The following is a 20,987-nucleotide window of genomic DNA, read 5'->3' on the forward strand; positions in this document are numbered from 1 at the left end:
CAGCCCGCCCCCTTGCGCATACCGCATGAAGACGTCGTACCGCAGGGATCACGACCCGTCACCACAGCCCGGACATCACCGATTCAACCTGAGTAACGGCCGCAACTGCTACTTCAAGAAGGCTGCCCCTCAGCCTCCGGCGGGCGATCCCCGATGGGAGGGGCACGATCCCACGGATGGGGCCGTGTATGACGCGTACTGCCCTGACAACCCGAACATGGCCTCGCAATGGTTCGCCCAACCACCCAACGGTGCAGCTGCCGTCGACCCGGAGGTGCTGGCGCGGGAGGCCGTGAAGAAGATGCGGCTGCTGGGGCCGGACATCGCCAGCCCGCGGGCGGCCGGGAAGTACACCGTGGGCGTACCGATGTGGATGTGGGTCAACCAGGGTGCGACCACGTACGGGCCCCAGTCCGCGTCGGCGTCCGCCGGCGCGGTCACCGTGACGGCCACGGCCAGGGTCTCTCAGATCGTCTGGCGGACGGGCGACGGTGTCACCGTGACGTGTCACGGCCCTGGCTCGGTCTACCAGGCTTCTGCCGGCATGGCGGAGTCCCCGACTTGCGGTCATGTGTACGCCACGACGTCGGCTGCCGCCTCCGGTGGCAAGTATCAGGTGACCGCGACGTCGACGTGGTCGATCAACTGGGTGGTCACGGCTGGCGGCGGCGGGCAGACCGGCCAGCTCACCCAGACTCAGCAGTCCCAGATGCAGGTGGCGATCGGCGAGATCCAGGTCGTCAGGTAACGCCGCCGGAAGGACGGAACGGTGAGCAAGACCCAAGAACGTATCGATGCAGCTCCGAACGGGCCCTCCGTGCAGGGACGTGTGGCCGGGCCGGTGGCGCCGCCCCGGGTGTCGGCGCGCAGGCGACGACCGGGTGTCATTGCCCTGTCTTTGGCGCTGATCGCTGCTGGTGGCGCGGGGGTTGCCGTGTTGTTGTTCCAGGTCGGCGACCGCACCGATGTGGTGACGGTGGTCCGTGATGTCGAGGTCGGGCAGGTTCTCACCGCGCGTGATCTTGGCAGGGCGTCCGTTGCGCTGGACGCCGACGTCAAGGCGGTGCGTGTTGATGACCTGAAGTCCGTGGTGGGCAAGCGTGCTGCGGTTGAGCTCAAGCCTGGTTCCCTGCTCGCCCCCTCGCAGGTAACGAAGGACGCGCTGGTGAAGGCTGGTGAACAGCTGGTGCCGATCGGTCTGGAGCCCAAGCAGATCCCGGCGACTGCGCTGGTGCCGGGCCAGAAGGTCGAACTGGTGCACGTCCCGGCGCAGGGCGCCACGGACACGGGCGCGGGCGGGGGTGGGGGGTCTGGTGGCGCGCCGCGGACGGTGGAGGGTCGGGTGGTGAAGGCGTCCGGTGCTGCTCCTGGCACGGGGGTCGTGGTCGTGGATGTGGCCACTGCCGTGGCCGATGGCCCTACGGCCGCCGCGTGGGAGGCGGCCGGCACGCTGCGTCTGGTCCTCGCTGCTCCGGATGGCAGCTGATGGGGGTGATCGCGTTTGCCGGGTGCAGCGGCGCGCCGGGGGTGACCACGAGTGCTCTTGCGCTGCTGCTGTCGTGGCCGCTGGAGGCGGGCCGGCGCATGATCTTGGCGGAGTGTGACCCGGACGGTGGGGCGGTGTTGCACGGGTTGTTGCAGGGCACGCTGGGCGACCGGTACGGGCTGCGTAACCTGTCGGTTGCTGCTCGCAAGGGCGAGTTCAGTGAGGCGTTCTGGCGGCAGTTGATCGATGTGAGCGGTGAGGGTGGCGAGCGGGAGTCGCCGCGGGATCGGCTGTTGCTGCCCGGTCTCACCGCTCCTGCGCAGTCGGCGAGTCTCGGTCAGGTGTGGAAGATGCTTGCGCAGATGTTCCGTGGCATCGAGGCCGAGAGCGGCCACGATGTCCTGGTCGACCTCGGCCGCCGTGGGGCGTACGGGCCCTGCGGGGTGCTGGCCGAGCAGGCCGATGCGACCTTGGTGGTGGTCCGTAATACCTTGCGCTGTCTGCAGGCGGCCGAGGGCCGGGTGCGCGCGCTGGAGGAGCGCGTGGGGGATGTCGGCGTGCTGCTGATCGACGAGGGTCCGTATCCCGCGGGTGAGGTGCAGCGCGTGCTGCGGGTGCCGGTGGTCGCCACCCTGCCGTATGTGCCGCAGGACGCGCGCGTGCTGTCCGACGGTGCCGAGCAGTCCCGTCGGTTCGCCAGGTCTCCGTTGATGAAGGCCGCCCGTACCAGCAGCACGCTGCTGGTGCAGCGGGCCGCCCTGCGCCAGGCCCGCCTCGATCCGCGCGTGGTGCGTACGGCGGGCGGGGAGGTGACGCGTGCACGCTAGGCCTTTGCACCCCGACCCCACCGTGGCACCGCTGCCCCAGGAGCAAACGCGCCCCGCCCGCGGCGCGCCGGCAGCGGTCGGTGCTGCCTCGAGCACCCAGGCGCTGGGCACGGCGGTGCCTGGGGTGGCTGTCGACTACCGGGCGGCTCGGGACATTGCCTCCCAGGTCGCCCGGCAGCGGGAGGAGCTGCTCAAGACCAAGCCCGGCATGGACCGGGCGAGTGAGGAGCAGCGCTGCCTGCACTGGATTGCCGAGGCCGTCGCGCTGTGGTCGGACGCCCAGGCGATGTCGCCGCAGGAGGACGGGGCGCTGCGGCGCGCCGTGTATGACCTGCTGTTTCGGGCCGGCCGGCTGCAGCCGTACCTGGATGACGAGCGGGTCGAGGACATCATCATCCAGGGCCCGCACGAGGTGTGGCTGGACTACGGCGACGGCGAGCGCCGCCGGGTCGGCCCGGTCGCGGACTCCGAGGAGGAACTGCTGGAGCTGCTGCGGGAGTTGGCCCGCGGCTCCGGGCACAGCGAGCGCACCATCTCCACCGCGAACCCCACCCTCGCCCTGTCCCTTACGGACGGCTCCCGTCTGCAGGCCATCACCGGGCTGGGGCCGATGACGTATGCGGTCATCCGCCGCCACCGCGTCTCCCATGCCACTCTCGATGATCTGGTGCGGCTGGGCACGATCGACGCGGTCCTGCGGGAGTTCCTCGGCGCCTGCGTGCGCGCCGGGAAGAACATCATGATCGCGGGGAAGCAGAAGGCCGGGAAGACCACGCTGCTGCGGGCGATGCTCACCGAGTTCGATCCGGAGTGCCGGTTCGCCACCATCCAGACCGAGGACGAGCTGTTCGCCCACACCGGCGGCTACCACCGCCAGGTCGTCTCCCTCATCGGGCGGGAGTCCAACGGGGAGAAGGATGCCGCCGGGCGCGGCGCGGGTGAGGTCACGCTGCTGGATCTGATGCATCCTGCTTTGCGGATGTCGCTGGAGCGGATCGTGGTCGGTGAGGTCCGCGGTCCTGAAGTCGTGGCGATGATGCAGGCGTTGACGAACGGCTCGGGCGGCAACCTGTGCACCATCCACGCGCGTCGTCCGGACATCGTCTTCGACCGGATCGCCGAGCTGTACGCGCTCGCCCAGGGCAACCTGTCCGAGCAGCTCGCCTACCGGCAGACCGCCAACGGCCTGGACTTCATCGTCTACGTCGACATGACCGATGAGACGCAGATCGGCGGCCGCCGCCACCGCTATGTCTCCCACGTGCTGGAGCTGACCGGGATCGGTGAGAGTGGCCGGCCCGCCACGAACGAGGTGTTCTCCCCCGGCCACGCGTGGGGGGAGCTGCGGGCGGTGCCGCGGATGGAGCCGGGCTGCATCGATGACCTGCGGCGTGTCGGTTTCGACTCGGCTCTGCTGCAGGAGCCGTACGGGGCGTGGCCGGCGCCGCTGCCGCTGAAGGTGGGGGCGGGCCGGTGATCTTGCTGTGGGGTGTGCTGTGCGGCATGGCCGTGGCCGGCGGGCTGATCGGTGTCGTGGCGGGGCTGGTGGGCAGCCCGCTCCCGCGCCGCAGACCGCTGCTCCGGCGCTGGCAGGCGGCCGTGCAGGGGAAGAAGAGCCAGAGCGAGGACGTCCGGCTGCGGCGGCGGACCCTCGCCGCAGGGGCCGTCGTGGTGTGCGCGGGCGTGTGGCTTGTCTCGGGGAACTTCGTCGGCGGGGCGCTGCTCGGTGCGGCCGTCGTCGGTGTGCCCTGGCTGATCGCCCCGGCGCAGCCGGTGCAGGAACGTATCGGCCGGCTGGAGGGCTTGAGTGAGTGGACGCAGCGCCTGGCGGGTCTGCTGCGGCTGGGCATGGGCCTGGAACAGGCCATGATCACCAGCCGTCGGGGGGCGCCGGACGAGCTGTCCGGTCAGATCGTCAACCTGTCCGACCGGCTGCGGCTGGGCTGGCGGCCGGAGGGGGCGCTGCGGGCGTTCGCCGCCGAACTGGACGATGTCACCGCGGACAAGGTGGTCGCCGCGCTGCTGCTGTCGGCGGGTGATCGCGGCCCGGGTCTGGCGCAGGCGCTGGAGGACCTGGCGGGCACCGTTCGTGAGGAGGTCGCCAAGCGGCGCGCCATCGAGGCGGACCGGGCCAAGCCCCGCACCACGGTGCGGTGGATGACCTTTATCACGGTGGGTGTCGTGGTGGCCGGGTTCTTCGTGCCGTCCTACACCAGCCCCTACTCCACCCTCCTCGGGCAGCTCGTGCTCGCCTTCCTGACGGCCGGGTTCATCGGCGTGCTCGCCCTGATGCGGCAGCTCGGCAGCTTCCGCCGCATCCCCCGCTTCCTCATTGCCGACCCGGCCAGCACCGTCCGCCTCCCCGCGCCCGGCCCCGCACCAGGCGGGCCGGCCGCCGCCCGGGATCCGGAAGGAGCCCGCACATGAACCTGCTCCCCGTCGTGCTGAGCGGCGGTGCCATCGGCGCCGGCGCCGCCCTGCTGATCCGTGAACTCCTTAAGGCGCAGCCCGCGTTGGGGCCGGCGCTGGCCCGCACGGCGCCGGCGGCCTGGGCGCTGCCCGCGCCGCAACTGGACCGCGAGGAGGTCTGGGGCAGGTGGCTGCTGGCCCGCCTCGGGCACCTGCCCGGGGTACGGGTCCCGGCCGTGGACCTGGCCCTGCTCGGCCAGGGGTCGGGCCAGTTCATGCTGAAGAAGACCGCGCTCGCCGCGCTGGGCCTGCTGTGCCCGGTCATCGCCACGATCCCGTGGATCATCGCCGGGGTGGGTCTGCCGTTCTATGTGCCTGCCGGTGCCGGACTCCTCGTCGCCGGCCTGCTGTTCGTCACCCCCGACCTCGCGATCAGGGACCAGGCAAGGCGGGCCCGGGAGGAGTTCGCACACGCCCTGTCCGCCTACCTCGACCTGGTCGCGCTCAAGCGGGCCGCCGACGCCGGCCCCGCCGAGGCCCTGGAGAAGGCAGCCCAGGTCGGCGAGGGCTGGCCCTTCCTCTACCTGCAGGGTGCCCTGCGCCGAGCCCGGCTGGAGAAGATTCCTCCGTACCAGGCGCTCACCGACCTCGCTCACGCCTACGAACTGCCCGTCCTGACCGATGTCGCCGACATCATGCGCGGCTCGGCGACCGATGGCGCCGCCGTCTACCAGGCCCTGCGGGCCCGCACCGCCGCCCTCAACACCGAACTGCTGGCCGCCCAGGCCGCTGAGGCGAACACGGCCAGCGAGAAGATGACCGCGCCCGGAGCCCTCCTGGCGGTGCTGGTGATGCTGCTCATGGCCTTCCCCGCCGTCATCCGCATGCTGACCGTCTGACCCTCCCTCAACTCAACTCCTGTGAGAGGCACCAGAAGATGAAGCACACCGCAGCCCGCACCCATCCCGGGCCCCGGGCGACCGCACCCTCGCACGCTCCGTCCCGCACACCCCGGCGAGGCCGCCGGGGGGCGCGTGCCTTACCCCGCGCACACGGGACGTTCGCCCGCTTCACCACGCGCATCCAGGCGGGACTTGAGGAGGCCGCCCGCCGTCCGGACCGCGGCGACATCTCCACCACGACTGTCATCATCTGGGTGGCCGCCGTCACCGGCGCCGTCCTGATCGCCGGGACCATCGCCGTGGTGATCGCCAAGTACAACGGCAAGCTCGCCGGCCTGTGATGCCCGCCCCCGCACGGCTCACAGCATGGTGGAGGGGGCACCGGTGGCGCGACGACCGCGGCGACACCAGCATCCAGATGGCGATCGTCTTCCCGTTCGTGCTGCTCGCCACCCTCGCCGTCATCCAGGCCTCCCTGTGGTACTACGCCCGGCAGATCGCCCTGACCGCAGCCCGCGAAGGCGCCACCGCCGCCCGCACCTACCAGGCAAGCCCGGCCAACGGCGCGGTGCGGGCCCGCACCGTGCTGGCCCGCACCGCCGGTGACAGCCTGCGCGGCTACCGCGTCTTGGCCAGCAGCAACGGGCAGCGCGTGCAGGTGGAGGTGGACGGCACGGCCCTCTCCATGATCCCGGGTGTGCCGGGCCTGCACATCACGCAGCGCGCCTCCGGCGGCGTGGAGAGATGGACCGTCCCGGGAGGGTGACACGCGTGCAATCCAACGCCTGTGGCGTCCGCAGACCGCACAGCGATCAGGGCAGCGCCGCGATCGAGGCGGCGATCATCCTCCCCGCGTTGCTCATGTTTCTGTGCCTGGCGCTCGCGGGCGGCCGGATCGTCACCTCCGGCTCGAAGATCGACGCCGCGGCCGAGGACGCGGCCAGGGAAGCCTCCCTCCACCGCACCGCCGAGGCCGCCCAGAGCGCCGCACGGGCGGCAGCCGCCGAGTCCCTCAACGACCAGGGCATCCAGTGCGCGTCGACAACCGTCGCCATCAACACCAGCGGTCTGAGCGTGCCGGTGGGGCAGGTCGGCACCGTCCGCGTGCGCGTGACCTGCATCGTCAACCTGTCCGACCTCCTGCTTCCGGGCGTGCCCGGCGCCAAGACCCTCACCGCGACGGCCACCTCCGTGGTGGACCCCTATCGGCAGAGAGTTCTTGGGCTCACCGATTCCGGCGTGTCTTCGTTGCGGAACTCAGTCGCCGAAGGACGTGAGGATGATGACTGACTGCTTGGGTTCGCGAACTCCGTCCTCCCCCCTTCGGGCACGGCCTGGCATCCAGACAGCGGGTGTCGTTTCCAGTGGCGGAGTCTTCTCACAGATCCTGGGTCCAGACCCCGACGGGGTGTTCGTCGGGGTGCAGCGACAGCTGGGGTTGGCGGTTGAGGAGATCTTCTGCTCCGGGCTGTCAGGGGAAGGCTCCGTTGCGATTGGGCCAGATGGCCTGGAGGAAAGGGAACGGCGGCTTGCGGTAGTAGCCGATCGCGGTGCCGAAGAACGCCTTGTACCAGCGGTAGTCGACGCCCTTGAGGACGACTGGGACGTTCGCGATGTCGTACAGCTCCTGGTCGGCTTCCCAGCGTTGTCCCTCGACAGCCCGTCGGGCGAGGCCGTTGAGGAGTGTCTGCATGCGCGAGATGTCCAGGCCGAACACCGCCAGCTCAGGTATCCGGTGCTGGTGCCACAGGCCGATGGTGTACGCCCAGCCCGGTCCCAAGTCGTCGGCGGGGATCATCATGACCTGCCAGCCGTGCTGATGGATGGTGTCGACGGTCGACTGGGTGCGGGGATCCAGTCCGTCGATGTCCTGACAGACGACGCAGTGGCAGGCGCTGTGACCGGTGGACATAGCCGTGAGGCTACGGGAGCGGGCTGGCCGCAAGCTCGGCGGGAGGGGACGTGGTCACTTCGACGGAGTGGCGTCGGCGAAGCCCGGGTGGTCGACGGCATCTTTGTAATGGAGGCTGGGGTTGATGGACAGGCCGACCATGCCGTGCAGACGCATGGCATCTCCCCGGCTTGCCATGGCTTCGGCGAGGATGCGGTCTTCGCGGATCGAACGACATCTGACGCCGGGGCCGAGCAGCAGCTTGATCCAGCGGATGCCGACGTTGCGGGTTTCCACGGCGCTGCGACGATTGATGAACAGATGCACGTTGGCGCTGTTGGGTCAGGCAGCAACCTCCACACGGCCAGGTGGTACCCGCGCACTCGGGTAGTTGACCTTGACCGGCCGGTTGAAGTCATCGATCGGCCACATCACCGCGCAGCCCGTCAATACGTGGATGCCGCCTTCATAGCGGCTGGTCATGAAATCGCAGAAGCGAGCAATGGCGCCCGCGTAGCCCTGCACCGTCGACGGTTTGCAGCACCGATCCTGATGCAGCCTCACCAGGTACCTGTCGGCATCTTCCTCCCCGACCGCCCACAGCCGTCGCTCGCCGGGGCGTACAAAGTCCGCGGCCGCACGGCAGTTGAACTCCACCGTGCCTTCCCCTGGCCTCGTCGCAGCCAGGATCAACGCGTACTGATCAACGATTTCCTACGCGAAGTTCTCTTCCTCAGCCACCGATCTCACGACCCGCGGCGAGGCGATATTCCGCACGGTCGCCAGCGTCGTAACCGCTGCGGTTCACCAGGAGAGCCGGTGCTTCAGGAAGGTCGGAAGATCTGCGTGATTCGTGGAGATGCTTCAGAAACCCCACTCCATGGGGGTGAGGCCCTGGACTGCGGAAGAGCGCGGCCTGCAACGGCGGCGGCTGCCGAAACGACTTTTCCGACACGGACCCTCGGGTCCGTGCAGACCGAAAGGCCCTGGAGCACACACCGAAGTGGGGGTGGCGCGCGGTGAGCAGGCCAGCTTGTGCGGGTTCACGCTTCGCGCAGCGCGCGCACCCGGGCTCGTGCCTGGCAGGCGGCCCGTGCGGTGCGCCAGACGGTCTCGAACGCGGCGGCGGTCAGCTCGTGAGGCTCGTGGCCCTCCCACTCGGGGACGGGAACCTCGGCGGTGGCACCGAAGGTTGCCTCGTAGTCGGCAAGGGTTCCGGCCTGCCGGGCGGCTTCCCATTCGGCCAACGAGGCCGCAGCGACGGGCTTTTCAAGCGGTCCGCGCAGCTCCACCTGGCGGGTGACCCAGCCCTCGGCGTCGGCTTCGAAGTAGAACCAGGCCTCTTCCTCGGCCCAATAGCTGCAAAACCAGCGCGTCATGGCGCCATTGTCCGCGAGAGGCGCCGGGGCGTGCCCCGGCGGGTCAAGCCTTGTGACCGCCGGCCCCGCACGAGCGGCAACCGCGGCCGCCCTCTCGCCCGCGGCCCTATCCGACACCACGGGGATGAATGATGACCTTCCGTCAGATACGCCTGGAGCGAGTGCAGCTGGACGACCGGGGCGGCGTCACCGTGTTCGTCGCGGTGTGCGTCATCGCGCTGCTGGGCATCATCGGCGTCGCCGTCGACGGCGGAAGCACGATGCGCGCCACCGAACGCGCCGACTACCTCGCCGGCGAAGCCGCGCGGGCCGGCGGGCAGGCCATCGATCCCGCCGACGCGATCAGCGGAAGAGCCATCGTCGTCGACCCCCAAGCCGCGGCCGCCGCGGCCCAGGCCTACCTGCGCGCCGCCGGCGCCACCGGCACGGTCAGCGTCTCCGGCGACAGCAAGCGGCTCACCGTCACGGTCACCGGTTCCTGCCACACCACGTTCCTGTCGGTGGCGGGGATCGGCTCACTGCCGGTGACCGGCCACGCCACGGCCACCCTCCTGCACGGCGTCACCACGCCCGATGAAGGAAGCTGATGCGCACCACGCCCTCCCCCGCCAAAGCCGCCACCCGCACCCCGGCCCAGGTCCTGGCAGCCGGCTTCAGTCTGCTCGTCCTGGCGGCCGCCATCGCCGGGCTGCCGCTGCTGCTGGCCTGGGCGACCCCGGCCATCTGGGCCGCCACCCACGACGACGCCCGGCACCTGCTGGACCGGCAGGACACCGGCAGCGTGTTTGTGCTGCTGCTCGCCTGCGTGGGGTGGATCGGGTGGGCGCAGTTCACGTTCTGCACCGTACGCGAGCTGGTCGCGCAACTGCGCGGGCGGACCTGGCAGGCCCCGCGCGGGCTGGGAGCCGCACAGCGCGCAGCGGCTCTCCTGATCGGCAGCATTCTGGTGCTGCTGCCCGCCAGCTCGGCGCTGGCCGTTGATGCCCAGGCCGCACCCGCCACCACGGCCGCCCGCATCCCCGGGCAGGGCCCAGCCCCGCAGGCCGACGTGACCGAACAAGCTCCGCCGGCCGCGGCGAGCACACCGGCCTCCCGCACCACGTACACGGTGCGCGAGGTGCGTCCGGCCCAGAGCTTGTGGGGCATCGCGGAGCGGGAGTTGGGCGACGGCGAGCGGTGGCGGGAGATCGCCGACCTCAACGAGGGCCGGACCATGGCCGATGGCACGGTCTTCCACGCGAACAGCTTTCTGCAGCCCGGCTGGCAGCTTCGGATGCCTGACACCGCCGCGGCGACGGACGGCACCACCGCCCACGAAACGCAGAGCGCCCCGGCGGCCGACGCCCCGGGCCCTCACGTCGTCACGGTCCGCACCGGCGACTACCTGTCGAAGATCGCGGAGCGGGAGTTGGGCGACGGCAACCAGTGGCCCGCACTGTTCAAGGCCAGCAAGGGCGAGCCACAGCCGCACGGCTTGCCCAAGATTCACGACCCCGACGTCATCCGCCCGGGACAGCAGGTCAACGTGCCCGGTGCCCCGTCCCGTCAGCCGCCCCCAGAGCGCGGCCCGGGCGAGGAATCGGGCAGCCGGCACACCACTCCCCCCGCCCACCAGAGTCCCGGCGGCCGGCAAAGCCCGGGCGGCGACACCGGGGATACCCAGGCCCCGGCACCCCGTCAGACCCAGGCGCCGGCACCGCAGCCGTCGCCGCCCCGCGCACACACGAGCCGCCCGGCCGGGCAGCCCGGCCAGGACGATCAGTCCTCTGCGCCCGCGGCAGCATCTACGCCGGCCGAGCCCAGCGCCCATGCTTCGTCCGCTGCCGCCACCCCGCCGGCGTCGGCGCAGCCCTCCAGTGCCGCAGCCCCCGCCCCCTTTCCCGCACCCGAGGCCCCCGCCACCACACCGGCCGGCAGCCCCCTGAACCTGCGCATCGTGCTCGGCGCCGGCGCCCTGCTGGCCGCCGCCATCACCGCAGCCCTCGCGCTGCGCCGGACCCTGCAGCGCCGCCGCCGCCGGCCCGGCGAGACCATCGCCATCGCGTCGGAAAGCTCCCCGGCAGAGGCCCAGTTGGCGGCCACCGCCGACAACGGCGGCGCCGCCCGCCTGGACGCGGCGCTGCGCACCCTGGCCCACCACGTGCCCCAGGAAGAGGACACGGTGCTGCCGCCGCTGCGGGCCGCCCGGATCGGCAGCCGCACGGTCCAGGTACTGCCCGAGGACCTCGCCCACACACCCGTAACACCATTCACCGCAGGGCCAGGCGGCTGGTGGGACCTGCCCGCCGACGCCGCCCTCCTGGGCGACGAGACCGCCCGCGCCCTACCGGCGCCGTATCCGGGGCTGGTCACCATCGGCCACACCGCGGCAGCCGACCTGGTCCTCCTCAACCTCACGCAGCTGCCCGCACTGCTGCTGGACGGCAGCCCGGTCCACATCACCGAAGTGTGCACCGCACTCGCCCTGGAACTCGCCATGAGCCCCTGGGCAGCCGATACGGAAGTCGTGACCGTGGGATTCGGCCAGGACCTGCCGCACCTGCTGCCCACCGCCCGCATCGCCCATATGCGCCAGCCTGCGCACGCCCTGCGCGATCTAAGCGAACGCCTGCTGGAAGCCCACCAGATCCCCGACACCCCACACCAGCCCTACCTGCTGCTGTGCGCGTCCACTCTGGACGAGGACACCGCCTGGCAGCTCGCCGACATCATCGACCGGGCCGGCACGGTGCCCGTCACCCTGATCGCACCGGCGAGTACGGCAGCTGCCCACTTCCCCGACGCGGCCATCCTCAACGCCTCCCTCAGCCAACCCCAACACCTCGACCACGCCGGCACCGACATCCTGTTGCAGCGCCTCGAACACGCCGCCTACCTGCAGATCACCACCGCGCTGAAGGTGTCCGGGCAGCCGCCCCACCCCGCACAAGGGCCCTGGCAGGACGTCCCGGACGAGCCCGACAGCACCACGCAGCCCCCGCAGACAGGACCGCAGGAACCAACCCCGCGCACCCCGGCCGCCTCACCCCCGCCGCCAGCGGGCGCCACGGATACGAACAGCGCCGTCTTCCCGGCCCTGCTCGCCGCCCACGCCGATCCATCCGCGCCCCCTCTCCTCTCCCCCACTGCCGCGCCGCCCCTGCCCGACGACGCGACCCACCCCGGCATTTCCGCAGCGCCGGCCCCGGCCCCGGCCGCCCCGGCGTCTGCCGGCCCCACCCATCCGGCGGACGCCACGCAGGACGAGGGCCCCACACCCCCAACACACGAACCCACACAGCCGGAGACAGAAACGGGAACGAAGAACTGCCAGGCACAGGACCCGCACGCCCCGGAGATCCAGGTCCTGGGACCGGTCGAGGTGACCGGCGTGGGCAGCACCGGACACGGCCCGCGGATGGCCCAGCTGGCCGCCCTGCTGTACTTCCGTCCCGGACGCAGCGCCGACGTGCTGTGCGCCGCCATGGACCCCGCAAGCCCCTGGTCGACCAGCACCCTCAACGCACGGATGCAGGGCCTGCGCAGCTGCCTGGGCAGCGACCCGTCCGGCACCCTCTACGTACCGCGCCGCAAAACAGGCGAAGACCCCTACCGGCTCGCGCCCGGCGTGCGCTGCGACTGGACCCGCTTCCTCCACCTCGTCGAGCACGCACTGCCACTGGGCCCGGCCGGCCTGGCCGACCTGGAAACGGCCCTCACGCTGGTGCGGGGCAAGCCGTTCGGCGGCCGCCCCCTGCCCTGGGCCGAACCCCACCAACAGGAAATCCTCACCCGGATCATCGACACCGCGCACACCGTGGCCACCCACCGCATCCCCGCAGGCCCCCACCACGACCTCAACGCCGCACGCCAGGCCGTCGCCACCGGCCTCGAAGTCGACGACACGGCCGAGCTGTTGTACCGGGACTGGATGCGTCTCGAAGCCGCCCGCGACAACCGCTCCGGCCTGCACACCGCCATCACCCGCGTGCAACACGTCAACCGCGCCCTGGACTGCTGTCTGGAACCGGAGACCGAACAACTCATCAACGAACTCCTGGATTCCACCTCACGGGACAGGGCACCACACCGATGACCCCACGCACGGCCGCACCCACCCGCCTGCACCCCGGCCACGCGGCACCTCGCCCACTGCTGCCACCGGCTCCACCGGACCACCACCCGACTGCCGCCAAGGCCACCGCCACCGAAGACGGCCTGGCGGCGGCTCACTCGCACTCGCCACCGGGCCAGGCCCACACCCGAACCCAACTGCTCCGCATGCACCGGATCCTCATCGGCGTCATCACATGCGGCGCCATGATCATCGCCGGCATCGGCTTCGCCGGCTCCTACGCGGCGGTACGCGAGTTGGCCCACAGACAGGGCTTCGGCACCTTCTCCTACGTCTTCCCGATCGGCATCGACGCCGGCATCTGCGTCCTGCTGGCCCTCGACCTCCTGCTCACCTGGATCCGCATCCCCCTCCCACTGCTGCGCCAGACGGCCTGGCTGCTGACCGCGGCGACGATCGCCTTCAACGGCGCCGCCGCCTGGCCCGACCCGCTGGGCGTCGGCATGCACGCAGTGATCCCGATCCTCTTCGTGGCCTTGGTCGAGGCCGCCCGGCACGCCATCGGCCGCATCGCCGACATCACGGCCGACCAGCACATGGAGGGCGTGCGCCTCACCCGCTGGCTGCTCTCGCCCCTCCCGACCCTCCTGCTGTGGCGGCGCATGAAGCTGTGGGAGCTGCGCTCCTACGAGCAGGTGATCAAGCTGGAGCAGGAGCGGCTGGTCTACCAGGCCCGGCTGCGCTCCCGCTTCGGCCGCGCCTGGCGCCGCAAGGCCCCGGTGGAGTCCCTGATGCCCCTACGACTGGCCCGCTACGGCGTCCCGCTGACGGAGACCGCCCCCTCGGGCCTGACCGCCACGGGCACCAAGACACCCCAACCCACGGTCGACAGCATCGCGTCCACACCACCACCCCACACTGCCGCTGAACCAGCGCAGCATGCCGGCGCACCCGCTCCAGACAGGGAAGTCAACGGGGCACCGACGCCACGCCAGGCTGCGCCGACGCAGCCGGGGAGAGAACAACACGACGTTCCCGTGAAACCGGCCCTCCAGCACACGGGCCCGGACCAAGACGCCGTCGGAGAACCACCGGCCGCCCTCACCACCGTCGACCGCTACTACCTCGCCTGGAGCGAACTCCAGTCCGAGCACGGTGACGAGACACGCACCTCAACCCGCATGGCCGAACAGCTCTCCGCGCACCTGGCCACCAAGGACATACACGGCCGCGGCGGCCAACCCGTCAGCCCCGCCACCCTGCGCCGCTACCTCCTGCCCTTCCGCATCTACCACCTCTGGGCCCAGCACCGGCAGCACAACACCACACCCACTCCACAAACCATCGCAAAAGAATGCACCGCCCGCGGAATCACCGCTCAATACAACAAACCCATCACCACCGACCACATCGCCCAGCTGACCCCTGACTTCGAACGACGCTGGCACACCCTCACACACCAGCACACCCACCGGGAGCAGTAGCCCCAGACGGTCCGCTATGGCCTTTGGAGCTGTGACTGCTCCATGCTGGCGGAGTGAGGGATGAGCCTTTCGAACAGTGGGCGCGCAGGCGCGAGGACGAACGGGACCGCAAGAAGGGGAGGTTGCGTCTCAATACGCTCAATGCGGGCCCTGAGAGAGGTTCGCATGTCGATCCGGAGACCCCACGCCTGATTTCCCGCTGGGACGGCTATGTCTGGGAACCAGTGGCCGTCGCCTGCAACTGGGAGACGGCCATGTCGGTATTGAAGCCCTCGAATGGCGCCGCCGAGCGCCGTGCGCAGCCGGCTTCCGCTCGCAGCCCCGGGCAGGATGTCGAAGCCCAGTCCGGCGGGATCACCGAGAGGAAGAGAGTACGTCTGCGCAATCTACTCTGAGCAAGCGGACAGTCCACGAGCCGGCAAGTACGGCCTGCACATGCACGCGCACCGCTGAGCGAACCAGACATTCACGAAGTCGCCAGGTCACCGAGTGCGGGACCACCTCCGCCAACTCGATCACCAATACCGGTCCGCCTCCTGAAGGACACAATCAACTGGTTCTGATCACTGAGCCACAAGTCTTGACGATAGCTCGCGTCGGTCTGCGGCGGAGTACTGCGCGCGCTTGACAGCGCTATGGCCCGCTGCTGGTGCAGCGGGCCATAGCGTGGACGTTGCGTATAGAGCTGAGGTGCTAGTGCATTGCGGCCACCCGCTCGCCCTTGGAGGTCAAAGCAAGGTCGACGACGGTCTCCTCATCGGTCTCGCCCTGCACGGCGACAGAGACCAGTCGTTCGCGGGAGAGCTTGCGCAGCGAATCGCGCACTGCCTCGAGATGGCTGGCGTAGCGGGCCTGCAGAGAGCCCTTGTGCCAGACGACCGTCAGGTGCGCGCTGTCGTCCTCGGGTGTTTCAGTGAGCCAGCCGCGAATCGGCTCGCTGTCTGTCGCAGCCGCAGCCTTCGCCAAGTACTCCAGCAGCCTGCGCTCCGTGTCAGTCAGCTTAACCGGCTTGATCGGGCGTCCCCCATGGCGATCCCAGCGTGCTTCAAAACCTCGGACCTGGCTCTTAAAGAAGACCGGTCCGGCCTTCAACTGCGCCACCGGCGAAGGGAAGTCATCGCGCTGCGTCAGCTGTGCCGCGCGCTGCCTACCGACTCCGAGCATTTCAGCAATCTCAGACACTCCGCCGAGGTCGGGAACGATCGGCTCAGCGTTGCGGCGGTCCAGCTCCCCCTCGGTGAGCAGCTCGACTCCAATGACGGTCTGATCGATACCGAGCGCCTTGGCCGCCGCGGTGACCTCCTTCAGGGCGACATCGATGGCCTGCCGAGCGGTGCCGGTATCGACCCACACCCGGGCCGAGAGATTGCCATTCGGCGCGACGCCCACGGCGGGATCGCAGTCGGCGAGACGCTCGCACAGCTCCTCGATGATCGAGTCGGCGGTGTCGCGGGCAGCCAGCTCGACGTAGACGGTCCACGCCTGAGACATGAGGTGTACTTCCTTCCTTGTTCTGTGTTCCTGACGAACGGGAGGCATAGCCGCCGGGCGCCACCCCGGCGGCCTCCTCCCCGGCACGGCGCTACTCGTGGAAGCCGTACCGCTTCAAAGCGGCCTTGCAGTTCTTGATCGTGCGCGGACTCGACGGCGTGCAGGGCAGATTCGTGACCCAGGTCGTACCGAGGTAGACCGCGTAGTGGTTGCTCTTCAACGGCTTGACCACGAAGTTCTGGCTCACCAGCTTCTTGATCAGCTGTTGGATGTCCTTATTCACTGTACCTCTTTCTATTTACAACGTCCACCGTAAGAATACCATTACCCTAGACAGCGGTAAGAGTAAGTGTCAGGTGCGTGAGTGAGGGCTTACCTTCGCGGGCCCCAGATCGACTTCATAGGAGCGACGCTCCAACGCCACGCCTCGCGCAGCTCCGCGGTGGCCGCCTCGAAGTCGTCGAGCGAGTCGAACGCCCGGTAGACGGAGGCGAATCGCAGAAATGCGACGAGGTCAAGCTCCTGCAACGGGCCGAGTATGGACAGCCCCACGTCGTGGGTGGTCAGCTCGGCGCTTCCCGTAGCCGGCACCGCCTCCTCGACCTGCTGGCCGAGCTGGGCGAGTGCGTCCTGGGTGACCGGTCGCCCCTGGCATACCTTGCGAGTGGCACATTCGAGATGGCCGCTGGCGGAGCGCCAGGGCGCGTGGATTGCCGGCGCCGCCCACGGCACTGGGTCCGGACCGGCGTCTGCCGGCTGTGGTGACGGACCCGGTGCCGCTGAGGGGATGGTCTGGTGCGTGGCGCGGCGAGCACCAGCGAGCCTGCGAAGGCAGGCGGTTGCCGTCTCGCGCACGCCGCCGGGCGGCTTCTGCCGCGCTTCTGTGGTCAATTGCGCCGGAGCGCTGCGATCTTTTGCTGGGCGGCCATGACGGCCCGTGCCAGCTCGCTGCGTGCGTTCTCCTGCTTCATGGCCCTAACGAGCTGGGTGCGGTGCTCCAGGAGGCTCACCTTCACCGCCGCGCCCGGCTCGGCCAGGGCGGTGGCGAGATATTCCTCGACCCGCGCGACGACTTTGGCCAGTTCGGGACGGAGGGCCTCCGTGTGGTCGGCGACGCCTTTGATCATGTTCCCTGTCTGGGAGAGGTCCTCGAAGTCGTCGGCGCGGCTGGGCTTTTGGGCGAGGCGGCACTGGGCCTTGTAGAGGTCGGTAAGCCAGCCGTCCAGCTTGTCGAATTCGGTGTTCGCCTCGTCCTTGCGGCGGATCTTCTGCATCCAGGCGAAGACCCGCTTGTGGTGCAGGAGCGTGTAGGTGGCGAGGGCGCCCATGATGAGGGCGGAGACGGCGGTCACCGCGAAGGTGCCGGCACCGGTGCCGGCCGCCAGCGTGGTGGTGCTGGTCATCATGCTGTGGGGTCCGTTCAGGGTGCAGCCGTCCCCTGCCAGGGGCGGGGACGGCGTGAGGTTGGTGGGTCCGGTCGGCCGGGGTGGTGTCAGGTCCCGGCGAAGTGGCTCAGCGCGTCGACGTCGCGGATGATGAACTGCCGGTAGCGGGCTTCGATAACGCCCGTGTAGCGCAGGGTCCGCACCGCGTTCTCTGTCGTGGAGACGGCCATCTGCAGGGCGGCGGCTATGTCCTTCTGGGTCGGGCCGGAAATGACGGTGGCGGTGGACGTCCGGGGGTCGGGGACGCCGGCGGTGTGGGCGAGGTGGGCCAGGAGTCTGCTGACGCGCTCGAGCGGCGGCCGTGTGGCCATGGTGTAGACGAGTTCGTCGCTGCGGTTGCGGTCCTCCAGGCTGCGCAGCAGGGCGAGTTGGACCTCGGGCAGTCGGTGCAGCAGGACGTTGAAGTACCGTGCGTCGCAGGAGACGGTGACGGTCTTCGTCAGGCAGCGAGTGCGGACGGTCGAGTCGGGGGTGATGAGTTTGGCTTCCCCGACCAGTTGGCCGCCGCCCCTGAACCGGGTGATCGTCGGCATGCCCGGCCCGGTGCCGAGCGGGGCGCGGTCCTGGCGTACGACGCCTTCCCAGATGATGTAGACGTCGCTGTCTTCCGCGTCCAGCGGCAGGAGTTCGTCCCGGCCGAAGATGCGGCCACGCAGGCCCGACTGCAGGAGCACGTCCCAGGTTTCGGTCGTCAGCTGTTGCAGGAAGCTTCCCTCGGGCTTGTTCTTGTGGCCCGATAGGTCGGTCGGCCGGGAGGTGTCGAGTGCTGGGGGCATCAGGCCCCCCGTCCGGTGGCCGGGGCGGAGCACGCTCCGGCGTATGCGCCCCGTTCAGCGCCGGGGTGACGGCACGTCATGGATGGGGTGCCGCGGTGTCCGCGGCCCGACGGCCAGGTGGCGCCGTCGTCGTTGGCGGTGCACATGGTCAGATCCCTCTTCGGGTGTTCCGCTGGGACCCCGCTGTACGGGCGGGGCCCCAGGTGGTGGGTCCGTTGTCCTTTCCGGGAGGTACGTACTGCCCGGGTGGTGAGACCGGGCAGGGTGGGTTAGTACGTTGGGCGAGTTAACGCTACCCCTCTGCGCGAGCGAAGGGCCAGTCGCGTTTTCGAAGGCCCTGTGCAGGAGGAAGATCGCATCCGGAACCCCCTCGATCAGGGGTTTGTTACAGAGAGCGCTCCGCACGGCGACATATTAGGCGGACTGCAATGCGACAGGATTCCTCAGATCTTCTTCCGGGATATACACGGGGGCGCCTGAAAGGTTTTTCCTCAGATGAGCGACAGGTGGCCCGCATGCGAACAGGCAGCAAAAACGGGAGGTCTTGAGGCACCACCCTCAAGACCTCCCGGAAAGGTCCGGACCCACCAAGGATCAGACCAGTGCCCAGTTAACACCACCAGCAGCGTTAAGGTCACTCCCGATCAAGCGCCAGAAGGGGTCTACCACCGGATGGCCAGCACAAAACCCTTCGCTCAGGGGTTTTGTTACACAACCATCAACCGAACTGGACACGTCAACGAGGAGCCCTCGAACGCTTTATGATTCGCCCCTTTTGTTCGCTCTGGGGCGAGACAGGCCGCTCTACACACCCGCATGACAGCGTTATCAAATGATTGGGCCCGTTCACGAGTCGCCAGATTCGGTCACCGCAGCCTTACCTAACCACCGCCACCGCCGGCCACCGGCACAGTCCCCCGCCCCGGCAGAACAAGAATGATCCAAGCATTCACCATTGCCTTCCCAGCGGCTCGAGCAGCGAATTCTGGGAGAACGGACGGGCTCCAAAAAATATCTACGGGGCATGGATTGCGTCCAGAATCCCGAACCTAATTCCGAGGGTCGTCGCGCTGCGGCAACATGTCGACTAACCAACAGGCGGTCGCTGCCGGCACCTCATCGCGGCGCCCTCTCGCCCTGTCGCCTAGCTGCCGCTGTCAGGAACTATTGCGCTGTCAATTCTGTTACGGGACAGCCGAGTTGAGGTCGGAAAGAGTACATAACCGGAGTGCCCCGTACAGAGATGAATCAATCGGGCACAAGAGGTGGTCATCGCTTCATGCCGCACGCCCCCTGGCCCGCCGGGCGCACATCTCAAGGGCCTCTGCTGCCTTGTGCGCCCCGCCACGCCAACGCCCTGTACGCCACGACTCCTTGGGCAGACGCCGTCCGCGGCCGCTGGAACTCGCCACTCCTGCCGCCGCATTGACTCGCCCCAGGGCATCCAGCAATCCCCTGTGGGCGCGCCTCACACAGCCGGTTCGCCGGTCGGACGCCGCCACGGTGAAGTAGCAGAGGCAGGTACCGCTCCGCACCGCCTCGGCGGCGCTGCCCCCGTGTGGAGGAGGCCACGAGGTCTGGCTTACTGCTGTTCAGCTGCGCGGAAAGGTCACATCGTCGGGGGTGCCGCAGCCCACTCGGGGGGTTGGGCTGCGGCACCACTCCTCACGCGGCCCCGCGGCACGCCTGGAGGAGAACGCACGGGGGCCCGAGCCTGCGTGTGCCCGGGCAGTCCGGCTTCAGGCCGGGCCAACCAGGTGATTCGGCGCGCTCGGCAACTGCGCCGAGGCTGCGCCGGAGTCGGCCCCTCTGTGTGGGTCATCCCGTCGGCCCGCCGAAGAACCCTCCGTTCTCGCTGCCGTTGACACCGCCGCCGCTGCCATTGCCACCGTTCACGCCCGGCGTGGCGGAGACACTCTTGCTGGCCGGTGGATCACTCATCTGGCTGTCGGTGGCACCGTTGACGAAGTCACCGCTCGTTCCCCGGGAAGCAGTTCACCACCAGTGGCTGCCTGGGTGGCCAGCCGGGTGCAGGCACAGTCCGTCGTCATGGTGGTCGGCGGCAGTGGCGGGACAAACGGGCAGGACGGCGATGCGGTAACTCGCCTGCGGGGTGGCGGGCCAGCAGGTCCACCAGTCGGTGCTGGTGCCGTCGGATCTGTCCTGGCTCTGCGCCAGGCAGACGTGGAGGCCGTCGTGGCCTGTCGTGTATTGGCAGCGGTGGTCGGTTTCTGCCTGGTGTGCGGCGTCGTCAAGTTCCTCGAGCATCATGCGGTCGTCATCACTGATGGTGACGCTGGCGTGGCATCGGTCGGCGTCCGCGCTACAGCCGGAGTTGGCTGGGTGGTTGCTGGGCAGGTGGCAGTTCGCGCAGGACGGAGCATGTGTGAGCGTGTGGCCGGTCGCGTCCCACCACAGCCAGTACGTCTCCACTGGCGGATCCTCGTCCCAGGCCAGGGGGTCCACCAGGGCGACGTGGCGGCCAGCGTGGGAGCCGGTCAGTTCACAGCGGTGGAAGCCGTCGGCCTCCCACAGGGCAGGAATGTCTCTGCCTGCGGCCAAGGCGTGCGAGTCCTCGCTAGTGAGAGTCAAGGATGCAAGACATGTCATGAGGACAGCCTTGCATCAGGCACTGACAGCGGTGCCAGCTGTGACGAGGAGGAAGGCGGCAGTTGACGGCGAGGCAAGAGGTGTGAAGTGGGGGTGGTCCCGCTCTGCTGCGGGGAAATCGAGCAGGACTTGGGTGGGTTGTGCAGCCTCGCCTCGACCTCTACAACGACGAGCGTCTCGTCAACTCCCGCGGTTGCTCGTCCGGGGTTTGTGTGCGCCGTGTGCTCGGTGAG

General features: G+C 69.4%; 22 protein-coding genes and 1 pseudogene. 13 read left to right on the forward strand and 10 right to left on the reverse strand.

The window, feature by feature from the left end; genetic code table 11:
• The 9 genes from ACIRPX_RS43585 to ACIRPX_RS43625 all read left to right on the forward strand — a co-directional run.
• The coding region (locus ACIRPX_RS43585) for an ATP/GTP-binding protein (RefSeq protein WP_404205691.1) at positions 1-748 on the forward strand (748 nt) is incomplete at its 5' end.
• A 21-nt stretch (positions 749-769) separates the two neighbouring features.
• Entirely contained in the window at positions 770-1,486 is a 717-nt protein-coding gene (locus ACIRPX_RS43590; RefSeq protein ID WP_404205692.1) for an SAF domain-containing protein, read from the forward strand.
• Positions 1,486-2,313, forward strand: a complete 828-nt coding sequence (locus ACIRPX_RS43595; RefSeq protein ID WP_404205693.1) for a hypothetical protein — start codon at positions 1,486-1,488, stop codon at positions 2,311-2,313. Before ACIRPX_RS43590 ends, ACIRPX_RS43595 begins: the two co-directional genes overlap by 1 nt.
• Positions 2,303-3,790, forward strand: coding sequence for a CpaF family protein (locus ACIRPX_RS43600; protein ID WP_404205694.1), 1,488 nt, complete (start codon positions 2,303-2,305; stop codon positions 3,788-3,790). The genes ACIRPX_RS43595 and ACIRPX_RS43600 overlap by 11 nt, the downstream gene beginning before the upstream one ends.
• On the forward strand, positions 3,787-4,740 hold the full coding sequence (locus ACIRPX_RS43605) for a type II secretion system F family protein (RefSeq protein ID WP_404205695.1): 954 nt from the start codon (positions 3,787-3,789) through the stop codon (positions 4,738-4,740). Before ACIRPX_RS43600 ends, ACIRPX_RS43605 begins: the two co-directional genes overlap by 4 nt.
• On the forward strand, positions 4,737-5,621 hold the full coding sequence (locus ACIRPX_RS43610) for a type II secretion system F family protein (RefSeq protein ID WP_404205696.1): 885 nt from the start codon (positions 4,737-4,739) through the stop codon (positions 5,619-5,621). Before ACIRPX_RS43605 ends, ACIRPX_RS43610 begins: the two co-directional genes overlap by 4 nt.
• Before the next feature lie 38 nt (positions 5,622-5,659).
• Complete coding sequence (locus ACIRPX_RS43615; RefSeq protein ID WP_404205724.1) at positions 5,660-5,965, forward strand: hypothetical protein; 306 nt, start codon at positions 5,660-5,662, stop codon at positions 5,963-5,965.
• Complete coding sequence (locus tag ACIRPX_RS43620) at positions 5,965-6,390, forward strand: TadE family protein (RefSeq protein WP_404205697.1); 426 nt, start codon at positions 5,965-5,967, stop codon at positions 6,388-6,390. The genes ACIRPX_RS43615 and ACIRPX_RS43620 overlap by 1 nt, the downstream gene beginning before the upstream one ends.
• Positions 6,369-6,914 (forward strand): TadE family protein, encoded by a 546-nt coding sequence (locus ACIRPX_RS43625; RefSeq protein WP_404205698.1) that lies wholly within the window; start codon positions 6,369-6,371, stop codon positions 6,912-6,914. The genes ACIRPX_RS43620 and ACIRPX_RS43625 overlap by 22 nt, the downstream gene beginning before the upstream one ends.
• 181 nt (positions 6,915-7,095) lie before the next feature.
• On the opposite strand, the gene ACIRPX_RS43630 is transcribed toward ACIRPX_RS43625, so the two are convergent.
• The 4 genes from ACIRPX_RS43630 to ACIRPX_RS43645 all read right to left on the reverse strand — a co-directional run bounded on the left by ACIRPX_RS43630 (position 7,096) and on the right by ACIRPX_RS43645 (position 8,894).
• On the reverse strand, positions 7,096-7,536 hold the full coding sequence (locus tag ACIRPX_RS43630) for a DUF4262 domain-containing protein (RefSeq protein ID WP_404205699.1): 441 nt from the start codon (positions 7,534-7,536) through the stop codon (positions 7,096-7,098).
• 54 nt (positions 7,537-7,590) lie between these two features.
• Positions 7,591-7,842, reverse strand: coding sequence for a hypothetical protein (locus ACIRPX_RS43635; protein ID WP_404205700.1), 252 nt, complete (start codon positions 7,840-7,842; stop codon positions 7,591-7,593).
• Positions 7,843-7,857: 15 nt separating this feature from the next.
• The gene (locus ACIRPX_RS43640) at positions 7,858-8,172 is read right to left on the reverse strand and encodes a hypothetical protein (protein WP_404205701.1); all 315 of its coding nucleotides are present in this window, start codon (positions 8,170-8,172) and stop codon (positions 7,858-7,860) included.
• Positions 8,173-8,558: 386 nt separating this feature from the next.
• Positions 8,559-8,894: a hypothetical protein gene (locus ACIRPX_RS43645; protein ID WP_404205702.1), complete on the reverse strand. Its 336-nt coding sequence runs from the start codon at positions 8,892-8,894 to the stop codon at positions 8,559-8,561.
• Between the two features lie 131 nt (positions 8,895-9,025).
• Here ACIRPX_RS43645 and ACIRPX_RS43650 point away from each other — a divergent pair, with 131 nt between their 5' ends.
• The 4 genes from ACIRPX_RS43650 to ACIRPX_RS43665 all read left to right on the forward strand — a co-directional run bounded on the left by ACIRPX_RS43650 (position 9,026) and on the right by ACIRPX_RS43665 (position 14,827).
• A complete protein-coding gene (locus ACIRPX_RS43650; protein WP_404205723.1) occupies positions 9,026-9,481 on the forward strand; it encodes a TadE/TadG family type IV pilus assembly protein in 456 nt (151 codons plus the stop codon).
• Positions 9,481-12,969 carry a hypothetical protein gene (locus ACIRPX_RS43655; RefSeq protein ID WP_404205703.1) on the forward strand — a complete coding sequence of 1,163 codons (3,489 nt, stop codon included), beginning with the start codon at positions 9,481-9,483 and terminating at the stop codon, positions 12,967-12,969. Before ACIRPX_RS43650 ends, ACIRPX_RS43655 begins: the two co-directional genes overlap by 1 nt.
• Positions 12,970-13,154: 185 nt before the next feature.
• Positions 13,155-14,432, forward strand: coding sequence for a DUF2637 domain-containing protein (locus tag ACIRPX_RS43660; RefSeq protein ID WP_404205704.1), 1,278 nt, complete (start codon positions 13,155-13,157; stop codon positions 14,430-14,432).
• A gap of 53 nt (positions 14,433-14,485) precedes the next feature.
• The gene (locus ACIRPX_RS43665; protein WP_404205705.1) at positions 14,486-14,827 is read left to right on the forward strand and encodes a DUF6087 family protein; all 342 of its coding nucleotides are present in this window, start codon (positions 14,486-14,488) and stop codon (positions 14,825-14,827) included.
• Positions 14,828-15,125: 298 nt separating this feature from the next.
• Here ACIRPX_RS43665 and ACIRPX_RS43670 read toward each other — a convergent pair whose 3' ends face one another.
• From ACIRPX_RS43670 to ACIRPX_RS43695, 6 genes and pseudogenes are all read right to left on the reverse strand, one after another.
• A complete protein-coding gene (locus tag ACIRPX_RS43670; protein WP_404205706.1) occupies positions 15,126-15,923 on the reverse strand; it encodes a hypothetical protein in 798 nt (265 codons plus the stop codon).
• Between the two features lie 91 nt (positions 15,924-16,014).
• Positions 16,015-16,206, reverse strand: a complete 192-nt coding sequence (locus ACIRPX_RS43675; protein WP_404205707.1) for a hypothetical protein — start codon at positions 16,204-16,206, stop codon at positions 16,015-16,017.
• Between the two features lie 143 nt (positions 16,207-16,349).
• Positions 16,350-16,586 (reverse strand): annotated as a pseudogene (locus ACIRPX_RS43680) (ATP cone domain-containing protein); the annotation flags it as partial.
• Between the two features lie 224 nt (positions 16,587-16,810).
• Positions 16,811-17,329, reverse strand: a complete 519-nt coding sequence (locus tag ACIRPX_RS43685) for a hypothetical protein (protein ID WP_404205708.1) — start codon at positions 17,327-17,329, stop codon at positions 16,811-16,813.
• 86 nt (positions 17,330-17,415) lie between these two features.
• Complete coding sequence (locus ACIRPX_RS43690) at positions 17,416-18,144, reverse strand: Crp/Fnr family transcriptional regulator (RefSeq protein WP_404205709.1); 729 nt, start codon at positions 18,142-18,144, stop codon at positions 17,416-17,418.
• 1,995 nt (positions 18,145-20,139) lie between these two features.
• Positions 20,140-20,706, reverse strand: a complete 567-nt coding sequence (locus tag ACIRPX_RS43695; RefSeq protein ID WP_404205710.1) for a hypothetical protein — start codon at positions 20,704-20,706, stop codon at positions 20,140-20,142.
• Positions 20,707-20,987 lie beyond the last annotated feature (281 nt).

The sequence above is a fragment of the Streptomyces sp. NPDC101225 genome, from assembly GCF_044767585.1.
In the GTDB taxonomy this organism is placed as follows: Bacteria; Actinomycetota; Actinomycetes; order Streptomycetales; family Streptomycetaceae; genus Streptomyces.